The following is a 16,938-nucleotide window of genomic DNA, read 5'->3' as shown; positions in this document are numbered from 1 at the left end:
GCAGAGTTCCAGGTTCATTTTTTCCTGTATATTTTTCTGTCTGACCCTTAGGGGTATTCGGTTTTTATCACCTTTTTAGTATCAACTCTAGCGTGATTGGAAAAAACCTAAATCCAATCAAGTCCTAGAATACAAAACCTTTTTCTACTTCAAAGCCTGGCAGAAGCGGCACATTCGCGTCAAACAGGTTGCGCGCGGATGCGACACCATCTTCCATCTTCACGATATGGGCCCGCCCCACGCCACCTTCAAGCTTCACGCATACAAGGCGGCCACCGTCCTTAAGCTGCTGCACCAGCGCTTCAGGGACGTCTTCAACCATGCCTTCAATGATGATCACATCAAACGGGCCTTGCTTGGCCACACCGTCGCGGTGCTTGCCGTTCATGACGGCCACGTTCATCACACCCTGGTCAGACAGTTTCTTTTCTGCTGCCGTGGCGAATTTCTCGTTTTCCTCAAGCGCGACGACAGCGTCGGCGAGGTTGGCAATCACAGCCGCGGAATAGCCGGTCGCACAACCGATATCCAGCACCAGGTCCTTGGGGCCGATTTCTGCGGCGGTCACGAGACGCGCGAAAATCATGGGCTCCATCAGGAAGCGGCCTTCGCCGATATCCAGGTCTTCGTCCACATAGGCGATGGAACGCTTGGCTTTCGGAACGAAAAGCTCACGCGCAACGCCTTCGATGGCAGAAATAATACGCTCGTCATTCACCTCATTGGGGCGAAGCTGACAATCGATCATGTGGCTGCGGGCGACTGCTGCTTGGGTCACGGTTTGAACCTCTATATTAATATCTACAGTGACGATCTCGCCGCTTTATAAATAGCAAGGCGTCATGAAGCAACGCGTTTTCACGCAAAAAACCCATAAATTCGGCGTTTATATGGCACGATTTATCATAGTACGCGCGCACGGCACCATGCCCTGCGGCGATCTGACCGCTTTTTGCGACAGAAGGATGGCGCCATGCCAACGGGAAAGCATTTACAGTTCAGGCGATTTCAACCTTGTTGCGACCGGCCTTCTTGGCCTTGTACATGGCCTCGTCCGCGCGCTTGATCCCAGCGTCGATTGACATATCCTCGCCCGTCAGTTCCGCAATGCCGATGCTGACGGTCACCCTCAGGTCCGGGACATTCGGAAAGGTCAGGTCGGAAACCGTCTGGCGCAGGCGCTCCAGCACCCCGTAAGCGCCTTCAGCGTCGGCCACAGGCAGAAGCACTGCGAACTCCTCTCCGCCCAAACGCCCGAGTGTGTCCTCATAGCGCACCGTCTCGTCACAGCATTTGGCGACCACGGAAAGCACCTCGTCACCCACCTCATGGCCATATTGGTCATTGATGCGCTTGAAATGGTCGACATCAATCATGGCCACCACAACAGGGTAGCCGTGGCGCTTCATGCGACTCAGCTCCATATCGGCGGCATTCATGAAGTAACGGCGGTTGAAGCAGCCGGTCAGTGCATCTGTCATGGCCAGATGTGTCAGTTCCTTGTTGGCCTCTTCAAGCGCTTTGGATTTCTCGGCCAGCGTCAGTTGGGTTTGTATCCGGGCGCGCACCACCGGCACCTTGATCGGCTTCAGGATATAATCCGCCGCGCCCATGGTCAGTCCCTTGGATTCGGCGTCTTCGTCCTTTTCCATGCCGGTCACCAGCACTACAGGGATATCCTGGGTGCGGTAATCCTTCTTCAGCGCTTCGCATACCTTGAAGCCGTCAATATCCGGCAGGACAACATCCAGCAAAATCAGCGTGGGCTTGTGTTCAAGCGCCGCGATCAGGCCGTCCTTGCCGGTTGCGGCCGTCACGACCTCGCCAAATTCCTTGGCGATGCCCGACAGCATCGTCCGCATGATCTCAAGGTCATCAATGATAAGGATTTTATGGTCCACGCCTCATTCCCGCTTGTTGCCGCCTCTGCCTCATTCCTGTTTAGCGACAATGCCTTAAAAAAACATTGCCTGCAAAAATTTGTTACCGGCAAGCCGACAAGGAAAACCAGACGCTAAAAAGCTATTGACCCATCTGATACGTCTGACTATACGTTCCGGACCACCACGAGAGGCGCGATGGCGGAGTGGTGACGCAGCGGATTGCAAATCCGTGTACACCGGTTCGATTCCGGTTCGCGCCTCCAGAATTTAGCTAGAAATAGCAAAGGGCTTGGCTGACATTCAGCCAGGCCCTTTTTCATTGTCCCGGCCAGGCCTTCCGGCCTTCAATCACCCAGGCCAGCATGTCAGCGCCGTCCATCAGCGCATGAAATCCGGCGTCCACCCCTGCGGCTTCAAGGGCGTCGATGGCGGCGATAATGTCACCTTCATTGGCTGCGGCCGCAGCCAGGGATTCGAGCCGCAACAGATGCGCTTCCACGGACCGTTCCGACGCGTCGACCTTCTTCAGAATATCCGGCACCGGTACCGTTTCCATGGATTCGAAAAGGCCAAGGAGCCGCCGCCCGAGCGTCAGGATCGTTGCCTGGTTCGGGTGATCCTTCAGCCGCGCGTCGAGGGATTCCATTTCACCGACAAAATACTCGACAGCCGCGTCCGCCGCAGGCCTGGTGCCGTGGCCGAGCGTCAGGGAATCAACCGCGATGAGCGCCTGCCTGAGCGCATCATGAAGGTGGGCAGCCCCAAGCGTGGGCACCAGCGCCAGCTCCTCCCGTGCGCCGGCTTCGGCGATGCCCTGCGCGGCATGGATAACGAAGCGCAACCGGCCACCACTTTTCAGCACCCGGGCGGCTTCAGGTCCGGCGCGCAACAGCCCGGCATATTCAATCCCGAACTGGCTGATCACCGCGTCAAACTGCGCGTCCTCATAGGGTAGCGCGGCCGCGTCCACACCGCCTTCAAACCGGATGGCCCGCATCAACTCCGGGGCTGCCTGCACATAGGCCATCGGCTCAATCGCGGCCAGGTCAGCACCCAGAATATCAAATGCACGCCCCGAATTGTGGCCAGCCTTCGCAGCCAGCAGCGCCGCCCCGCCATTACCTGTACATATGTCCAGGATGGACGTGCCGCCAGCGAGAGACTCGAAGAAATCAGCCCAGGCATCCGCCAGTACGCCGTCATAGCCCGCGCGCAGGTCATCGGCCAGACAGCAGGCCAGCTGCCCCTGCTGCCAATAGTCCTGCCAGAACCAGCTGTTTTCTTCTTCGGTCATCGGTCCCCTCTCACGCTTTGGCCCCATGAAGCCGTTTAAACCCCAGCGTTTCAAGGTATTTTCACATGACCACAAGAAAAATGTAAATTTGTGCTTGGCACGCTGGAAAATATGAGTATAAAGGCACCCATTCGCGGCCACGGAGACACACTCCTGACGCCCCGAACTTCTACCATGATCCCCAGTAGCTCAGTGGTAGAGCAAGCGGCTGTTAACCGCTTGGCCGGTGGTTCGAATCCGCCCTGGGGAGCCAATTTTAAAAGCCCGGAAGTTTTGCTTCCGGGCTTTTTCTTTTCTGGGGTTGTCCTGGCTGCCTCAGCTTTTCGACAGTTGCATCACAAAGGCGTTGGCCCGGTCGCGAACCTCCTGGATCTTGCCGCCCAGAACTTCCGCCAGCGAGGCTGAATGCTGTGACGTTTTCGATACGGTTGAAACGATCGCCAGAAGCTCGGCAGCGGCCTCATCGACACCCGCGGTTTCCTCCGCCGCCACCTGCGCTGCCCGCGCTGTTTCCTGGGTGGAGGCTGACTGTTCTTCAACTGCCGCCGCTATGCCGTTGGTATTGTCCCGAACGCTGTTGATGATGCTTACGATGTTCTTGTTGGCGTCCTCAGCGGCCGTTGTTGCCTTGATGATCCGTTCAACCAGGCCTTCGATTTCCTCGGTCGCCTTGGCCGACTGGTTCGCAAGGCTTTTCACTTCGCTGGCAACAACGGCGAAGCCCTTGCCGGCCTCGCCTGCCCGCGCGGCCTCAATGGTTGCGTTCAAGGCCAGCAGGTTGGTCTGTTCGGCGATATCGCTGATCATCACGATCACGTTGCGAATCTCGTTTGACCGCTGCATCAATTCCTTGATGGCCTGTTCGCTGACCTCAGACTGGTCCGCGGCCTCTGTAGCAACCTTGGTTGTCTGAACGACCTGACGGGAGATTTCCTGCGCTGTGGCTGACATCTCCTCCGTGCTGGCAGCAACTGTGCTCACATTGGAATTCACGCGGCTTGAACTATCGCTGACACTGCCAACCCTGTCGTCGGCAATCGAAACGGCTTCCTGCAGCGAATGAGCATTACCCCCGAGGTCTTCGATCGACGCGGACAGTTCCGCAATCAGCGTATTGACCGAGCTTTCGAAATCATTGGCAGCCTCCAGCCGCTCTGCGGCGGCCCGTTCGAGAGCCACCTGACGTTCTTCTGCAGCCTGCTGCTGCATTGCCTCTTTTTCAGCTTCATTCCTTTTGAGCTGCTCAAGCGCTGCTTCGGCTTCGGCACGCATCTTCTCGGCGTCCTCGGCCGCCACAAGCGCATCTTTTGCCGCATCTTCGGCCTTCCCCTGCGCCTGGCTGGCCTGACGGAAGGACGAGACAAGTTTCTGGCTCAGCCAAATCAGGCAGACAACCTCAACCACCACGACAACGGCGTGCAACACCACGCGCCAGAAATTTGCGCCTTCGGGGAACACCCAGGTTGGCACCAGGAAATTGAAAAGAAGGTGATGGACGGCCACAACGGCCGCGCTCACGATGATCACCCGGAAGTCACAAAAGCCCGTCAGCAGCGCAAGAACCGCGAAGAAATACATATGTATGTCGATCTGCCAGGGGTGTCCGCGGAAGACATAAACCAGCAGCGCGGCAAACAGCACCATCGATGTACCCGCAAGTTCCCTCTGCAACTGTGAAGCGCCCAACCGCCAGTAAATCACGATCGGCACAGCGGCAAGCAGCGCAGCCAAAATCGTTGGTACCAGAACATCCTGTCCCAGAGATAGGGCCGCAACCACGACCAAGAGCACATGCGCTGCCAGCGCATATGTCAGGAACCGCGAAAAAGTTGCCCGAATATTGTCGATGATATCCATTATGGTCTTACCTTTGCCTGCCACGCAGCAGTTTGGTTGATGGGCACGCACCCGAACGAAAGGGGCGCCTCTATTACTAGAATCGCGCCGTGTCGGATCAAAAGTCCTGGCGACACACCTTCATGTGGTTTGATCAGAAACGAGTTTTTATCGACGACATCAACAAGGTCTACCGGCATCCCAAAGAGCTGGGAAACCGCCTGAGCGTCGCTGCGGAGGGGCGATAGTTGGACGAGCCACATCCCGTCCTTTGAGGGCCAGAGCTGAACAGCGCCCAAAACAAACAGGGCAAATATTCCGTAAAGAAATGCCTTCATGGCAGTCCTTTCCCTCCACGCCCCAATTGCGCACCGACCAAGCTAATACCTATATCTTAAGAATTACCTATCGTTGACGCGGCACAGCACAACCTCCCCGCCTAATTTTTTTATAGCTTCCCGTATAGGTTTATCCTGATATGGTGGTCAGGATCCAACGGGGCTCAGGTGATACGCAGGTAGAATGCAGGTGGATGTCATGTCCGAAAAACGAGACACACAGAAGAACCTAACAGCCAGCGACTGCATCAGCAGCCTGGCTGTTGAAGAGCGTATCGCCCTTGCCCGCAAGGCTGGCGAGCAGCTTGCCCCGGAACTACGCAACAAGGACAAATACCTTGCGGCCCAGCGCGTCGCTGAAGCCCTGGTGTCCGATCTTTGCCTGGAGGTACGGGAGACCCTCGCCTTTGAACTTCGGAAATATAAGAAGCTGCCAAAATCGATTGCTGTGAAAATCGCCTGCGATGTGGATGAGATTGCAGTGCCTTTCCTGCGCGTGACGCCTGCTCTGTCGGACGCACTGATGGCTGAATTGATCCCCCTCCTCAGCGACAATGCCCATCTTGCTCTCGCGGTTCGGTCCGACCTCGGCATAAAGGCCAGCCGCCAGTTGATCTGCCACGCCAACGACAATGCGGCCCTTACGGTGATCTGCAACCCCAGCGTCGCGATCGACACTAGCCTGGCCTCTCTCCTTCTGGATCATTTTGGCAACAACAGGCGAGTCATCGAAGCCGTCGTAGGACGCCCAAACCTGGCGCTTTCGGTTGTCACCCATATTCTTCAGCAGGTAAGCGACGATTTTCAAAGGCAACTCTGCGACACCTATGGCATCGAGGCACAGATATCGAAATCGGCTGCCATCAACAGCCAGCATGAGACAATCTGGCGCCGGATTCGTCATGCGGCACCCGGCCAGATACATGCCCATGTGATCGATCTGCGCCAAGCGGGCAAGCTCACCCCGGACCTGATGTTGGGGATGGCTGACCGTGGCTGCCTTGCGTTCCTCGAGAGTACACTTGCCGTCCTGTCATCAAGAACCCTGACCGACGTACGGGAGACATTGCATCTCGCCAATCCCAAACAGTTTCGGGCCCTGATGCAAGACTGCGATCTGGATGTACCACAAGCTCAGGCCGTTCAAAAGCTGGCCCGCCGTCACTATGGCGCTGCCCGTGGCCGCCGCGAGGTGGGCAACCCTGCCCTGTGGCACAGCCGACCGGCCGCGCGCGTCCTGCCTCAATCCGCCGCCTGAAACTCATCCAAGCGGTCAGATCAGTCGGCTGAAACAACATGCATTGGTTGCACAAATGGCTTACGTAAGGACATAATACAGCCCTTTGTTGTTGCGACCTAAATACAACAGGAGGCCTGCGATTCCCGCTCTGGGCGAAAAAAGGGCATGAAACAGCTTGTTTCTGCCTAAATTCGAGCTTATTCCCCGGTTAAACGTACAGATCGATCATATTGATCTTTAAAAGGGGAATTAGATTATGCGTGTTCTCATCGCGTCGCTTTTGCTGAGCACCAGCGCCACTGCCGTAATGGCCGACGATAACTTCTATGCCGGTTTTGAGCTGGGCGCCACACGGGCCGACCGTGGGTCGCTTGAAAATGACCTGACCGGCCTGTCGCTTTCAGACAAGAAGAACCTCGGCACCATGGGCGGCCTTTATGCTGGTCGCACTTTTGGCAAATGGCGCCTTGAAGGCGAATATGCCATTCGCAAGAACCGCTATCACTCCATGGAAGTTGCCGGCACGGGCGGCCTCGACCTGGATCAGGGCCACAATCTGGCTGGCGGTGTTCAGAAATCGGACGCCATCATGGCGAACGCCTGGTACGAATTCGCTGAATTCAGTGGCTGGAAAGCTCTTGTTGGTGCAGGCCTTGGCTTTGCTGACGTTGAAGTGAAGCGCGAGCGCTCAGGCCAGACACTGGTTCTGGACGACAGCCGTTGGCAGTTTGCCAACCAGGTCATGGCACAGATCGTTAAGCCGATCGACGGCGGCCTTGAGTTCGGCATGGGCTTCCGCCACTTCCGTACACACAGCCGCGACTTCGTGACCGAAGCGCGCACCTCCAGCTACAAAGTGGTCAACAATGAAGTGTTCGTACGCCTGAGCTGGCGCTTTGGTGCGTCATCCGAGCCCATGCAAGCAGAGCCAGTACGCCAGGCACCAGAGCCTGTTGTTCGCGCTGAGCCGACACCAGCACCGGCCCCTGTTGTGACGCCGCAGGTTGTAGAAGAAAAGAAACCTGAGCCAAAGCCAGTGGCACTGCCCGGCCCGTTCATGGTGTTCTTCGATTTCGATAAATCCGACATTACGCCGGACGCCGCGAAAATCATTAAGGCAGCAGCCAAGGCATTCAAGGAACACAAAGCTGTCCGCATCATGGCAACTGGCCACGCTGACCGTGCCGGTTCCGAAGAATACAACATGCGCCTGTCCGAGCGTCGGGCCGCTGCCGTGAAGGCTGCATTGATCGCCGAAGGCATCGACGCTGGCAACATCATGATGGCTGCAAAAGGCGAAAGCTCGCCGCTTGTTGCCACCGATGATGGTGTGCGCGAGCCGCAGAACCGCCGTTCGGAAATCCTGCTGAAGCGCTAGTCGGCGCCTCCACGCAGAAACAAAGAAGGCCGCCTGTCCAGGCGGCCTTTTCTTTTGGAAGAATCAGGTGATCCTAGCGATCGATTGCCCCGGTCCTGTCTGGCGTGGCAACCGTTGCTGTGGTGGGGGCGGTCCTGTCGGCGCAAACAGGGCGCGGCGTCTGATAGCGCACCGGCAGCAGGTCAATCACCATCAGGGGATCGGCATAGCTTGCCGCCATATCGGCGACCGCCGCCGCATTCTCACAGAAATAGCCCGCGTCCATACTTTCAAACGAGATTCGGTTGGCTGTTTTGGTGACATACGTGTCCATATCCATCCGGGTCTGGCGCGCAAGATATGCCTCAACAGGCCAACGGCTGGCCTTGATGGCCCCTTTGTGCGCCACCACAAACCGGTTATAAAGCGATGCAAATTGAGGGTTTTCAAATCGACACCGAAGCGCGGCGACCTTCAGCTGCAGTTCAAGAAACCGCATCTGGTCCGCCTTCAGCTCAGCCGTTTTGATGCACGCCTGTGCAGATGTGCTCGAAAGCGCAACAACGCCCGCAAGTAATACGGATTTCAAGCCGAATGTTGGGAATTTTCCCACTACCGCCCCTGTTTCCTCAGTTAACCTCAGCCGTCACTCTATCACGCGAAGATGAATAGTCCATAAACGCCTACAATTTTAAGACGCTACCACCGCGCAGGGCCCGCCATAAAAAAGAGACGACAGGCGCCTGGAATGTGGGAATGTTTTTTCGGAATATCCTTGCCATTCCAGCCGTTTCGCTTAACCCTAGGCCCAAATATCAAATGGCTGCGGACCACACAGCCAACAATGTTCTGGGGAGAGGGACACATGTTTTCCGCTTGGTTTGAAATCACGCTGTGGAAGCGCATCATGGCAATGCTGGTGCTGGGGATTATCTTTGGCGCGCTGCTGCCGCAAGCTGCGCTGTCCATCGACTGGATCGGGGAACTATTCATCCGCCTGATCCGCATGATTGTCGTGCCACTTGTCTTCATCACGCTGGTATCCGGTGTTGTCGCCATGGGCGATCCGAAAAAGCTGGGGTCATTGGGCGCCAAGACCCTGATCATGTATATGGGCACCACGCTTGTTGCCATCACCATTGGCCTGACAATTGCCGCCATCATTCAGCCCGGTGTCGGCGTTGACCTGGCGGGCACGGCTGCCCGCGATGTGGCTGAGGCACAGTCGCTCAAGGAGCGCCTGCTGACCATTGTTCCGCTGAATCCCGTCAGCGCACTGGCCGAAGGCAACATGCTGGCCATCATCTTCTTCGCCCTGCTGCTGGGCTGCGGTGTCCTGTTGACAGGCAAGAAGGGAAAGTCGGTCGCGGACCTGTTCGAATCCGGTTCTGAAGTGATGCTCAAGATCACGCACCTGGTTATGGAAGTGGCGCCTTTCGGCGTTTTCTCTCTGATATCCGGCGTGGTTGCCACTGGCGGCCTGTCCTTGCTGCTGGATGTGTTGCCGCTGGTGATTACCTTCCTCAGCGCCTGCATCATTCATGTGATTGTGACCCACGGCGCCATCATGAAGTTCCTGCTCAAGCTGCCGCCCAGCCGCTTTTTCCGCGATATTACCGGCGCGCAACTCGTGGCCTTCTCGACCTCATCCTCGTCAGGCACCCTGCCCGTCACGATGACTATCGCTGAAGAAAACCTGGGCATCAAGAAGCCGGTCGCTGGCTCTGTGCTGCCCCTTGGGGCCACCATCAACATGGACGGCTCGGCGCTCTATGTGGGTATTCTGGCGGTCTTTTCCGCGCAGGTTCTGGGCATCGAAATGGGGCTTGCAGAATACCTGCTGATCGCCCTTTCGGCCACGCTCGCGTCCATCGGCACAGCAGCCGTGCCATCCGCATCGCTGTTCCTGCTGGCGGCCGTGCTGAGCGTCCTCAATATCGATGCAGCCCAGACGGCCATCATCGTTGGCTTTATCTTCCCGTTCGACCGGCCGCTGGACATGTGCCGCACGGTTGTGAATGTCACCGGTGACCTCTCGGTCGCCACCGCCGTGGCCAAGTGGGAAGGCGAACTGGACGAAGGTGTCTTCAAGGCCGAACCGGTCGACTAAGCCGTTCCCAAGGTTTTTTCTTATCAAACGAGCCGCCCGGTGCTATACGCCGGGCGGTTTTGATTTATAAGAGTGAAATATGAGCGATAGAAAAAAAGCAGTGGTACTCCTCTCCGGCGGGCTCGACAGCGCGACTTGTGTCGCGATCGCCCAAGAACAGGGTTTTGAGGTTTATGCCCTGTCGTTCCGCTATGGCCAGCGCCACAGCGTTGAGCTGGAAGCCGCCGACCGAATTGCAGACCACCTTGGTGTCACCGAACACAAGACCGCCGTGATCGACCTGACGCTCTTTGGCGGCAGCGCCCTGACGGCTGACATCGACGTGCCCAAGGACCGGTCCGACGATGACATGAGCCATGATATCCCGGTGACCTATGTGCCTGCGCGCAACACCATCTTCCTGTCGTTTGCCCTTGCCTACGCTGAAGTTGTGGGCGCCAAGGATATCTTCATTGGCGTGAATGCACTGGACTATTCAGGCTACCCGGACTGCCGTCCCGAATTCATCAAATCCTATGAGGAAACAGCGAACCTGGGCACCAAAGTGGGTGTGACCGACGCAGAGCGCATCCGCATCCGGACGCCGCTTCTGGATATGACAAAAGCCGAGATCGCAGCTGCGGGCACAAAGCTTGGCGTTGATTACGGCCTGACGATCAGCTGCTATGACCCGGACACCGCGGGCAAGGCGTGCGGTCACTGCGACAGCTGCCTGTTGCGCAAGAAAGGCTTCAAAGAGGCCGGCCTTGCCGACCCAACCCGGTATCAGGACTAATTACTTGCCGTCATGCTGAACTTGTTTCAGCATCCAGGAACAAAGCTTTCGGCAAACATGGACCCTGAAACAAGTTCAGGGTGACGCGATAAAGAACGGAAACACATGGTCTACACGGTCAAAGAGATGTTCTACACACTGCAGGGCGAAGGCGCGCAAGCCGGCCGCCCGGCCGTGTTCTGCCGCTTTGCCGGCTGCAATCTCTGGACCGGGCTTGAGCGCGACCGCGCCAAGGCCATCTGCCAGTTCTGCGACACGGACTTCGTTGGCACGGACGGTGAAGGCGGCGGCAAGTTCAAGACCGCGGCAGACCTCGCCTCTGCCGTAAAGTCCCTGTGGCTTGGCAAAAGCGGCAAGCCGCTGGTTGTCTGCACGGGCGGTGAGCCCCTCTTGCAGCTGGACGGTGCCGCCGTTGAGGCGTTTCATGACGCAGGGTTTGAGATTGCGGTTGAAAGCAACGGCACGGTCGAGCCGCCCGAGGGCATCGACTGGCTGTGCATCAGCCCCAAGATCGGGTCAGAGATGATTGTAAAAGGCGGCCAGGAGCTGAAGCTTGTGTACCCCCAAGAAGGCGGTGACCCGGCGCAGTTTGAAGGCCTGGATTTCGAGCATTTCTTCCTGCAGCCGATGGACTGTGACGTGCAGGCAGAGAATACCGCCAAGGCCGTAGACTACTGCAAGGCCCACCCACAGTGGCGCCTGAGCCTGCAAACCCACAAGTTCATCGATATTCCGTAACTAGTCGTCGCTGTTCCTGCGGCTCATCACCACGCCCCAGACAAGGCCAAGCGCGATGCCGACGGCGATGTTGCTGATGGCAACCCCCACGCCCACGCCAATCGCCAGGCCCACGGCAATGAACTTGGGGTCACGCTTGCGCCTGCCCGGCGAAGTGCCGTTTTCCTGAGTGTCGTCTTCCGGTTGTTGCTGGTCTGTCATCGCTGTCCTCCCCAAATCTCTCTATAACAGATATGGGGAGGCAGATACACTTGCCAAGCCCTACCCTTTGAGAGCCTCATAAATGCGGGCGCCCAGCTCCGGCCCCTGCAGCGGGTATAGGAACGGCTCGATCAGTTCCATCTCCATCAGGCACAGGCTGCCGTCCTCGCCGCGGATCATGTCCACCCGGGCATACAAGGGTTTGACGGGCGCTGCGGCCAGCACCTTGGCTGCCTGCGCCACGTCCTCGGGCGCGGGGTCAACGGGTGTCTCCTGCCCGCCATAGGCGCTCTGGATACGGTAATCGCCTTTGGCTGCGGTTTTCAGCAGCGTGTGCGACAGCTTGCCACCGATGAAGATGAAGCTCAGCTCCCCCTCGTCTACGATTGAACTCATGAAAGGCTGGATCATCATCGGGTGCGGCATCTCGGGCACCGCGTCGCCGCGCTTCAGCATATGCTGGCCGTCGGCGCCCGCGCCCACCTGGCGCTTGGCCACGAGCTTCTCGGCCCCGAACGTCTCGAACGCCTCGGCGATCACTTCTGGCGTTGCCTTGTCGGCCCAGATGGTCGGAATCAGTGTCGCGCCCTTGCCTTCAAGGTCGCGCAAGTAGCGCTTGTCGATGTTCCAGCGCACCAATGCGGGCGCGTTATAAAGCCGGGTCTGGGTCTCGATCCGCTCAAGGGTCTCGAGGAACTCATCCAGCCGGTCCCAATAATCCCAGGTGGTGCCAATCATCACGGCATCGAACGTGGACCAATCGACATCCTTGTCGTCCCACGATACGTCGGTCACGCGGCCGCCGCACGCCTCGAAGGCGGCGGTCAGGTTTTCCATCATCTGGTCATGCTCGAACGCGTCAACACGGCGGACGGGAGATCCGGGCATCGTGACCCGGCTGGAAAGAAAACAAAGATGCATGGAATTACTCCTAGTCGGCAGAGATCGAAAACATCTCCGGCGCAATCAAATACAGAACCAGCCAGACGCCAGCGAGAAGATAAAGCGCTTCAAAAGCAATGGCAGCCCAGAAGCCACTCGGGTCATCCTTTCGGGCCTTCACACCGCCGCCGCCAATTTTCTTGAGCTCGCCCGTGCGCACCGCAGTAACAAGCCCCTTCAAGAGGAACAGAACCCCAGCTGCAATGAGGGCGGCGACCAGATAATACATATCAACCCCGGCCGCGGTAGTTGGGGACGTCCTGTTCCGGGATCCACACGCCCTTTGGGGCTTCGCCGGTCTGGTAGAATACGTCAATCGGGATGCCGCCGCGCGGGTACCAGTAACCACCGAACCGTAGCCACTTGGGTTTCATTTCCTCGACCAGCCGCTCGGCGATGCCGACCGTGCAATCTTCATGGAAGGCGGCGTGGTTGCGGAAAGACTGCAGGAACAGCTTCAGGCTCTTGCTTTCCACCAGGCTGTCGCCCGGCACATAATCCAGCACCAGGTGGGCGAAATCGGGTTGGCCGGTCACGGGGCAAAGTGACGTGAACTCAGGGCACGTGAAGCGCACGCAGTAATCAGACTTCGGGCGCGGGTTCTTCACATATTCAAGTACCGCTTCCTCGGGCGTCTGCGGTGCGTCCGACTTGGCGCCCAGCTGTTCGAGCCCTTGATAAATCTCTTTCGTCATCCCATGTATCCCTTAAGGCCGACCCATATAATAAGGCCAAAACAGTCGAGGGTGAATTATCCCCTGCTACATGCGTTCTCTATGCTTTTGAGGGCGCCGATTGTCAAAGGTTTTAACCCCTTTGTGCCCTTTAACGCCGCCCTGCCGCGTTAAGGAATTGAGATCGCACGCGTTAACCTTTGAAATATAATTACCAATTCCTTAACAATTTTGAACGATTAGTTCAGCTTTTATTAATTTAGGCCCTTTATAGTTGGAATTAACGGGCCAAGAAGTGGCCTTGTCGAGTTCAGGCAAACACAGCGAAAGGGTCCTGGACGACCGACTGACTAGGAGAAGAACAATGGCACAAAAAATCTGCAGAGCACGCTTTGCGCCGGGTACGGTGGTGATCCACCGGAGGTTCGGTTACCGCGGTCTCATTTTCGATGTGGATGCTGTGTATAGCCAGTCTCCTGAATGGTATGACATCATGGCTAGCTCGCATCCCCCGAAAGACCGCCCCTGGTATCACGTCCTCGTGGACGGCGAGACCCACACCACATACGTGGCGGAAGACAATCTGGTGGAATGCGACCAGACGGAAGAGTTCGATCACCCGCTTCTGAGCCGCCTCTTTGAGGCCAGCAGCGGCGGAGACTTCGCCTCCCGCCATGTCGTGAATTAGTTTCGAGTACCTGAGTTTTCCAAGCCGTACCCGCCCATCCTTCCCCCCTTAGGAATACGGGTACACATTAAAAGGCGCAGAGTTCCGCGCCTTTTTTTGTGCGCGGAATCCAAACGGTGCCAGCCCGGCACACACATGGTTGACAATATAAAGATTTCTTTATATATATTTTCTCATCGATGGTCCCCGCAAGGGGATAACAGGGAATTCGGTGCGCCAAATGGCGCGTCAGTCCGAAGCTGCCCCCGCAACTGTAAGCGGTGAAGGCCGGTCATCATGCCACTGGACAAGTGTCCGGGAAGGCGACCAGCCCAGGCCCGCGAGCCAGGAGACCTACCATCGGTGAAACGCAACCCAATGTCCGTCCGGGGTGAGACGGTGGAGACGACAGATGACCAAGACCCAATTTTCCCGCCGAATGTGAAGCTCAATACGCTTCCCTGATCCCTGACATGTAAGCCGCATGCCGGGCCGCTTTGTGCCGCCTGTGCTTCCGCGTTTTGTCCCCAGCTTCCCTGTTCGCAGCCCGCCTGCGCGCAGCCCGTTTTCACATTCAAATCCAAGAAGGAAGGTTAGCCATGATACAATCGGCCAATCTCGGTTTCCCGCGCATCGGCGCGGCGCGCGACCTCAAGAAAGCCCTGGAAGCCTACTGGCGCCAGGACATCTCCCAAAAAGACCTGATTAGCACCGGCAAAACGCTGCGTGCACGCCACTGGCAGCTGCAGCAATCGAAGGGCGTTGATGTTATCCCCTGTGGTGATTTCTCCTTTTATGACCAGATACTGGACATGACAGCCACATTGGGCGCTGTGCCCGCGCGGTTTGAGCACACAGGCGGCCACGTCAGCCTGGACACCTATTTCGCCATGGCGCGCGGCAGCAAGAATGCGCCCGCGATGGAAATGACCAAATGGTTCGACACCAATTATCATTATATCGTGCCGGAATTCACCGCAGACCAGCGCTTCAGCCTGTCGTCCACCCGGCTGGTGGACGAATACAAGGAAGCGCTGGCACAGGGCATCCACACCCGCCCGGTGATTATCGGCCCCGTCACCTACCTGACGCTTGGCAAAAGTAAGGATGCGGCGCTTGATGACCCGCTTGATCTGCTGGACCGCGTCCTGCCGGTCTATGCCGACCTGCTTCAATCACTTGTCGACGCCGGCGCGGACTGGGTACAGATTGACGAACCAGTGCTCGCGCTCGCGGAAACAGACAAACAGCGTCAGGCGTTCGAACAAGCCTACGCGCGCCTTGGCAAGTGCGGGCTCAAAATTCTGCTGGCAACCTACTTCGAGGGGCTGGGTGACAACACGGCACTGGCGTCCCGCCTGCCCGTCCATGGCCTGCACATCGATCTTGTCCGCGCGCCCGACCAACTTCCGGCCTGCCTGTCGGTTATCAGTAAAGACAAGCTCTTGTCGCTCGGGCTGGTGGATGGCCGCAACATCTGGCGGACGGACCTTGATAAGGCACTCGCTGTGCTTGAAAAGGCCGCGGCTTTCGATGGCCGGGCGCTGCAGGTAGCGCCTTCCTGTTCGCTGATCCACAGCCCGGTGGACCTGGAAAATGAGACCAAGCTGGACCCGGAACTCAAGAGCTGGCTGGCCTTCGCAACCCAGAAGCTTGAAGAAGTCAGCCTGCTCACGCGTGCAGCAAATCACGGCCGCGACCATGTCGCCTCCGCCTTCGACGACAGCGCCGCAGCGGCAGAGAGCCGGCGCACTTCTGCCCGCATTCATAACCCGCTGGTGGATGACCGGATGCAGAATACGCTTCCGTCAGACTTCCGCCGCGCAAGCACGTATGAGACACGGCGCGCAGCACAGCGGGCAGCGCTGGACCTGCCGCTGTACCCCACCACCACCATCGGGTCCTTCCCGCAAACCAAAGAAGTCCGCCAGGCACGCGCGGCCTTCAAGCGCGGTGATCTGACCGCTGAGGCCTACGACGCCTTCCTTGAGGCAGAGACCCGGGAAGCGGTCAGGCGCCAGGAAGCCCTGGGCCTGGACGTGCTGGTGCATGGCGAGTTTGAGCGCAACGACATGGTCGAATATTTCGGCGAACAGCTGGCGGGCTTTGCCTTCACCAAATCCGGCTGGGTGCAAAGCTATGGCTCACGCTATGTCAAACCGCCGATTATCTATGGTGACGTGTCGCGCCCCGAACCCATGACGGTCAAATGGTCGGCCTATGCCCAAAGCCTGACCCAGAAGCCGATGAAAGGCATGCTGACGGGCCCTGTGACCATCCTGCAATGGTCGTTCGTGCGCGACGACCAGCCGCGGTCGGAAACCTGCGAACAGATCGCACTGGCGATCCGGGATGAGGTGACAGACCTGGAGGCTGCTGGCATCCGGTTGATCCAGATCGACGAGCCGGCGCTCAGGGAAGGCCTGCCGCTCAGGAAAGCGGACCACGCGGGCTATCTGGAATGGGCCGTGAACTGTTTCCGCCTGGCGTCCTCTGGCGTCGCGGACATAACGCAGATCCACACCCATATGTGCTACAGCGAGTTCAATGACATCATCGCGGACGTGGCCTCACTCGACGCTGATGTCATCTCGATCGAGACCTCGCGGTCGGACATGGAGCTGCTGGCGGCATTCGAAGAGTTCGCCTACCCCAACGAGATCGGCCCCGGCGTTTATGACATCCATTCGCCGCGCACGCCCGACAAGGCAGAGATGACGGCCCTCTTGAGAAAAGCAACCGAGCGGCTGGCACCCGACCAGATCTGGGTCAACCCGGATTGCGGCCTCAAGACCCGCTCCTGGGCCGAAGTCACCCCAGCGCTTGAGAATATGGTGGCCGCGGCCCGCGACGCCCGCAGCGCCTGACCAACCAGCCAACAGC

General features: G+C 57.9%; 17 protein-coding genes, 2 tRNA genes and 1 riboswitch. Of the genes, 9 read left to right on the top strand and 10 right to left on the bottom strand.

What is annotated here, in order from left to right; genetic code table 11:
* Window positions 1–124: 124 nt before the first annotated feature.
* Both B3Z17_RS02380 and B3Z17_RS02375 read right to left on the bottom strand, forming a co-directional pair.
* On the bottom strand, window positions 125–778 hold the full coding sequence (locus tag B3Z17_RS02380; protein ID WP_286828423.1) for a protein-L-isoaspartate O-methyltransferase family protein: 654 nt from the start codon (window positions 776–778) through the stop codon (window positions 125–127).
* A gap of 220 nt (window positions 779–998) precedes the next feature.
* On the bottom strand, window positions 999–1,901 hold the full coding sequence (locus B3Z17_RS02375; protein ID WP_286828422.1) for a GGDEF domain-containing response regulator: 903 nt from the start codon (window positions 1,899–1,901) through the stop codon (window positions 999–1,001).
* A 171-nt stretch (window positions 1,902–2,072) separates the two neighbouring features.
* Here B3Z17_RS02375 and B3Z17_RS02370 point away from each other — a divergent pair.
* Window positions 2,073–2,146, top strand: a tRNA-Cys gene (locus tag B3Z17_RS02370).
* A 53-nt stretch (window positions 2,147–2,199) separates the two neighbouring features.
* On the opposite strand, the gene B3Z17_RS02365 is transcribed toward B3Z17_RS02370, so the two are convergent.
* A complete protein-coding gene (locus B3Z17_RS02365; protein ID WP_286828421.1) occupies window positions 2,200–3,177 on the bottom strand; it encodes a class I SAM-dependent methyltransferase in 978 nt (325 codons plus the stop codon).
* A 178-nt stretch (window positions 3,178–3,355) separates the two neighbouring features.
* Between B3Z17_RS02365 and B3Z17_RS02360 the strand changes: the two genes are divergently transcribed.
* Window positions 3,356–3,430, top strand: a tRNA-Asn gene (locus B3Z17_RS02360).
* 62 nt (window positions 3,431–3,492) lie between these two features.
* On the opposite strand, the gene B3Z17_RS02355 is transcribed toward B3Z17_RS02360, so the two are convergent.
* Window positions 3,493–5,034 (bottom strand): methyl-accepting chemotaxis protein, encoded by a 1,542-nt coding sequence (locus tag B3Z17_RS02355; RefSeq protein ID WP_068305555.1) that lies wholly within the window; start codon window positions 5,032–5,034, stop codon window positions 3,493–3,495.
* Complete coding sequence (locus B3Z17_RS02350) at window positions 5,034–5,351, bottom strand: hypothetical protein (protein ID WP_068305554.1); 318 nt, start codon at window positions 5,349–5,351, stop codon at window positions 5,034–5,036. The genes B3Z17_RS02355 and B3Z17_RS02350 overlap by 1 nt, the downstream gene beginning before the upstream one ends.
* A gap of 199 nt (window positions 5,352–5,550) precedes the next feature.
* Here B3Z17_RS02350 and B3Z17_RS02345 point away from each other — a divergent pair, with 199 nt between their 5' ends.
* Both B3Z17_RS02345 and B3Z17_RS02340 read left to right on the top strand, forming a co-directional pair.
* Window positions 5,551–6,609 carry a DUF2336 domain-containing protein gene (locus B3Z17_RS02345; RefSeq protein ID WP_286828420.1) on the top strand — a complete coding sequence of 353 codons (1,059 nt, stop codon included), beginning with the start codon at window positions 5,551–5,553 and terminating at the stop codon, window positions 6,607–6,609.
* A 238-nt stretch (window positions 6,610–6,847) separates the two neighbouring features.
* A complete protein-coding gene (locus tag B3Z17_RS02340) occupies window positions 6,848–7,969 on the top strand; it encodes an OmpA family protein (RefSeq protein ID WP_286828419.1) in 1,122 nt (373 codons plus the stop codon).
* Window positions 7,970–8,042: 73 nt separating this feature from the next.
* On the opposite strand, the gene B3Z17_RS02335 is transcribed toward B3Z17_RS02340, so the two are convergent.
* The gene (locus tag B3Z17_RS02335) at window positions 8,043–8,561 is read right to left on the bottom strand and encodes a hypothetical protein (protein ID WP_286828418.1); all 519 of its coding nucleotides are present in this window, start codon (window positions 8,559–8,561) and stop codon (window positions 8,043–8,045) included.
* Window positions 8,562–8,813: 252 nt separating this feature from the next.
* Between B3Z17_RS02335 and B3Z17_RS02330 the strand changes: the two genes are divergently transcribed.
* The 3 genes from B3Z17_RS02330 (at window position 8,814) to queE (ending at window position 11,571) form a co-directional block, all read left to right on the top strand.
* Window positions 8,814–10,058 carry a dicarboxylate/amino acid:cation symporter gene (locus B3Z17_RS02330; RefSeq protein ID WP_286828417.1) on the top strand — a complete coding sequence of 415 codons (1,245 nt, stop codon included), beginning with the start codon at window positions 8,814–8,816 and terminating at the stop codon, window positions 10,056–10,058.
* 79 nt (window positions 10,059–10,137) lie between these two features.
* Window positions 10,138–10,833, top strand: a complete 696-nt coding sequence (gene queC, locus B3Z17_RS02325; RefSeq protein ID WP_068305544.1) for a 7-cyano-7-deazaguanine synthase QueC — start codon at window positions 10,138–10,140, stop codon at window positions 10,831–10,833.
* Between the two features lie 105 nt (window positions 10,834–10,938).
* Window positions 10,939–11,571: a 7-carboxy-7-deazaguanine synthase gene (gene queE, locus B3Z17_RS02320; RefSeq protein WP_068305541.1), complete on the top strand. Its 633-nt coding sequence runs from the start codon at window positions 10,939–10,941 to the stop codon at window positions 11,569–11,571.
* Here queE and B3Z17_RS02315 read toward each other — a convergent pair whose 3' ends face one another.
* From B3Z17_RS02315 to queF, 4 genes are read right to left on the bottom strand one after another with little or no spacing between them, the layout of a single operon-like run.
* Window positions 11,572–11,772 carry a hypothetical protein gene (locus B3Z17_RS02315; protein ID WP_068305539.1) on the bottom strand — a complete coding sequence of 67 codons (201 nt, stop codon included), beginning with the start codon at window positions 11,770–11,772 and terminating at the stop codon, window positions 11,572–11,574.
* 60 nt (window positions 11,773–11,832) lie between these two features.
* Window positions 11,833–12,693, bottom strand: a complete 861-nt coding sequence (locus tag B3Z17_RS02310; RefSeq protein ID WP_286828416.1) for an ATP-grasp domain-containing protein — start codon at window positions 12,691–12,693, stop codon at window positions 11,833–11,835.
* 10 nt (window positions 12,694–12,703) lie between these two features.
* The gene (locus B3Z17_RS02305; protein WP_286828415.1) at window positions 12,704–12,943 is read right to left on the bottom strand and encodes a hypothetical protein; all 240 of its coding nucleotides are present in this window, start codon (window positions 12,941–12,943) and stop codon (window positions 12,704–12,706) included.
* A gap of 1 nt (window position 12,944) precedes the next feature.
* Window positions 12,945–13,409: a preQ(1) synthase gene (gene queF, locus B3Z17_RS02300; RefSeq protein WP_286828414.1), complete on the bottom strand. Its 465-nt coding sequence runs from the start codon at window positions 13,407–13,409 to the stop codon at window positions 12,945–12,947.
* A 343-nt stretch (window positions 13,410–13,752) separates the two neighbouring features.
* Between queF and hspQ the strand changes: the two genes are divergently transcribed.
* Window positions 13,753–14,076: a heat shock protein HspQ gene (gene hspQ / locus B3Z17_RS02295; RefSeq protein ID WP_068305531.1), complete on the top strand. Its 324-nt coding sequence runs from the start codon at window positions 13,753–13,755 to the stop codon at window positions 14,074–14,076.
* Window positions 14,077–14,239: 163 nt separating this feature from the next.
* A riboswitch (cobalamin riboswitch) is annotated at window positions 14,240–14,431 on the top strand.
* A gap of 223 nt (window positions 14,432–14,654) precedes the next feature.
* Window positions 14,655–16,922: a 5-methyltetrahydropteroyltriglutamate--homocysteine S-methyltransferase gene (gene metE, locus B3Z17_RS02290; RefSeq protein ID WP_286828413.1), complete on the top strand. Its 2,268-nt coding sequence runs from the start codon at window positions 14,655–14,657 to the stop codon at window positions 16,920–16,922.
* The last annotated feature ends 16 nt before the right edge of the window (window positions 16,923–16,938 follow it).

The sequence above is a fragment of the Kordiimonas sp. UBA4487 genome, assembly GCF_002389025.1.
GTDB classification, from domain to species: Bacteria; Pseudomonadota; Alphaproteobacteria; order Sphingomonadales; family Kordiimonadaceae; genus Kordiimonas; species Kordiimonas lacus.
Note: the sequence above shows the minus strand (reverse complement) of the source record. Positions and strands in the feature narration are given on the sequence as shown.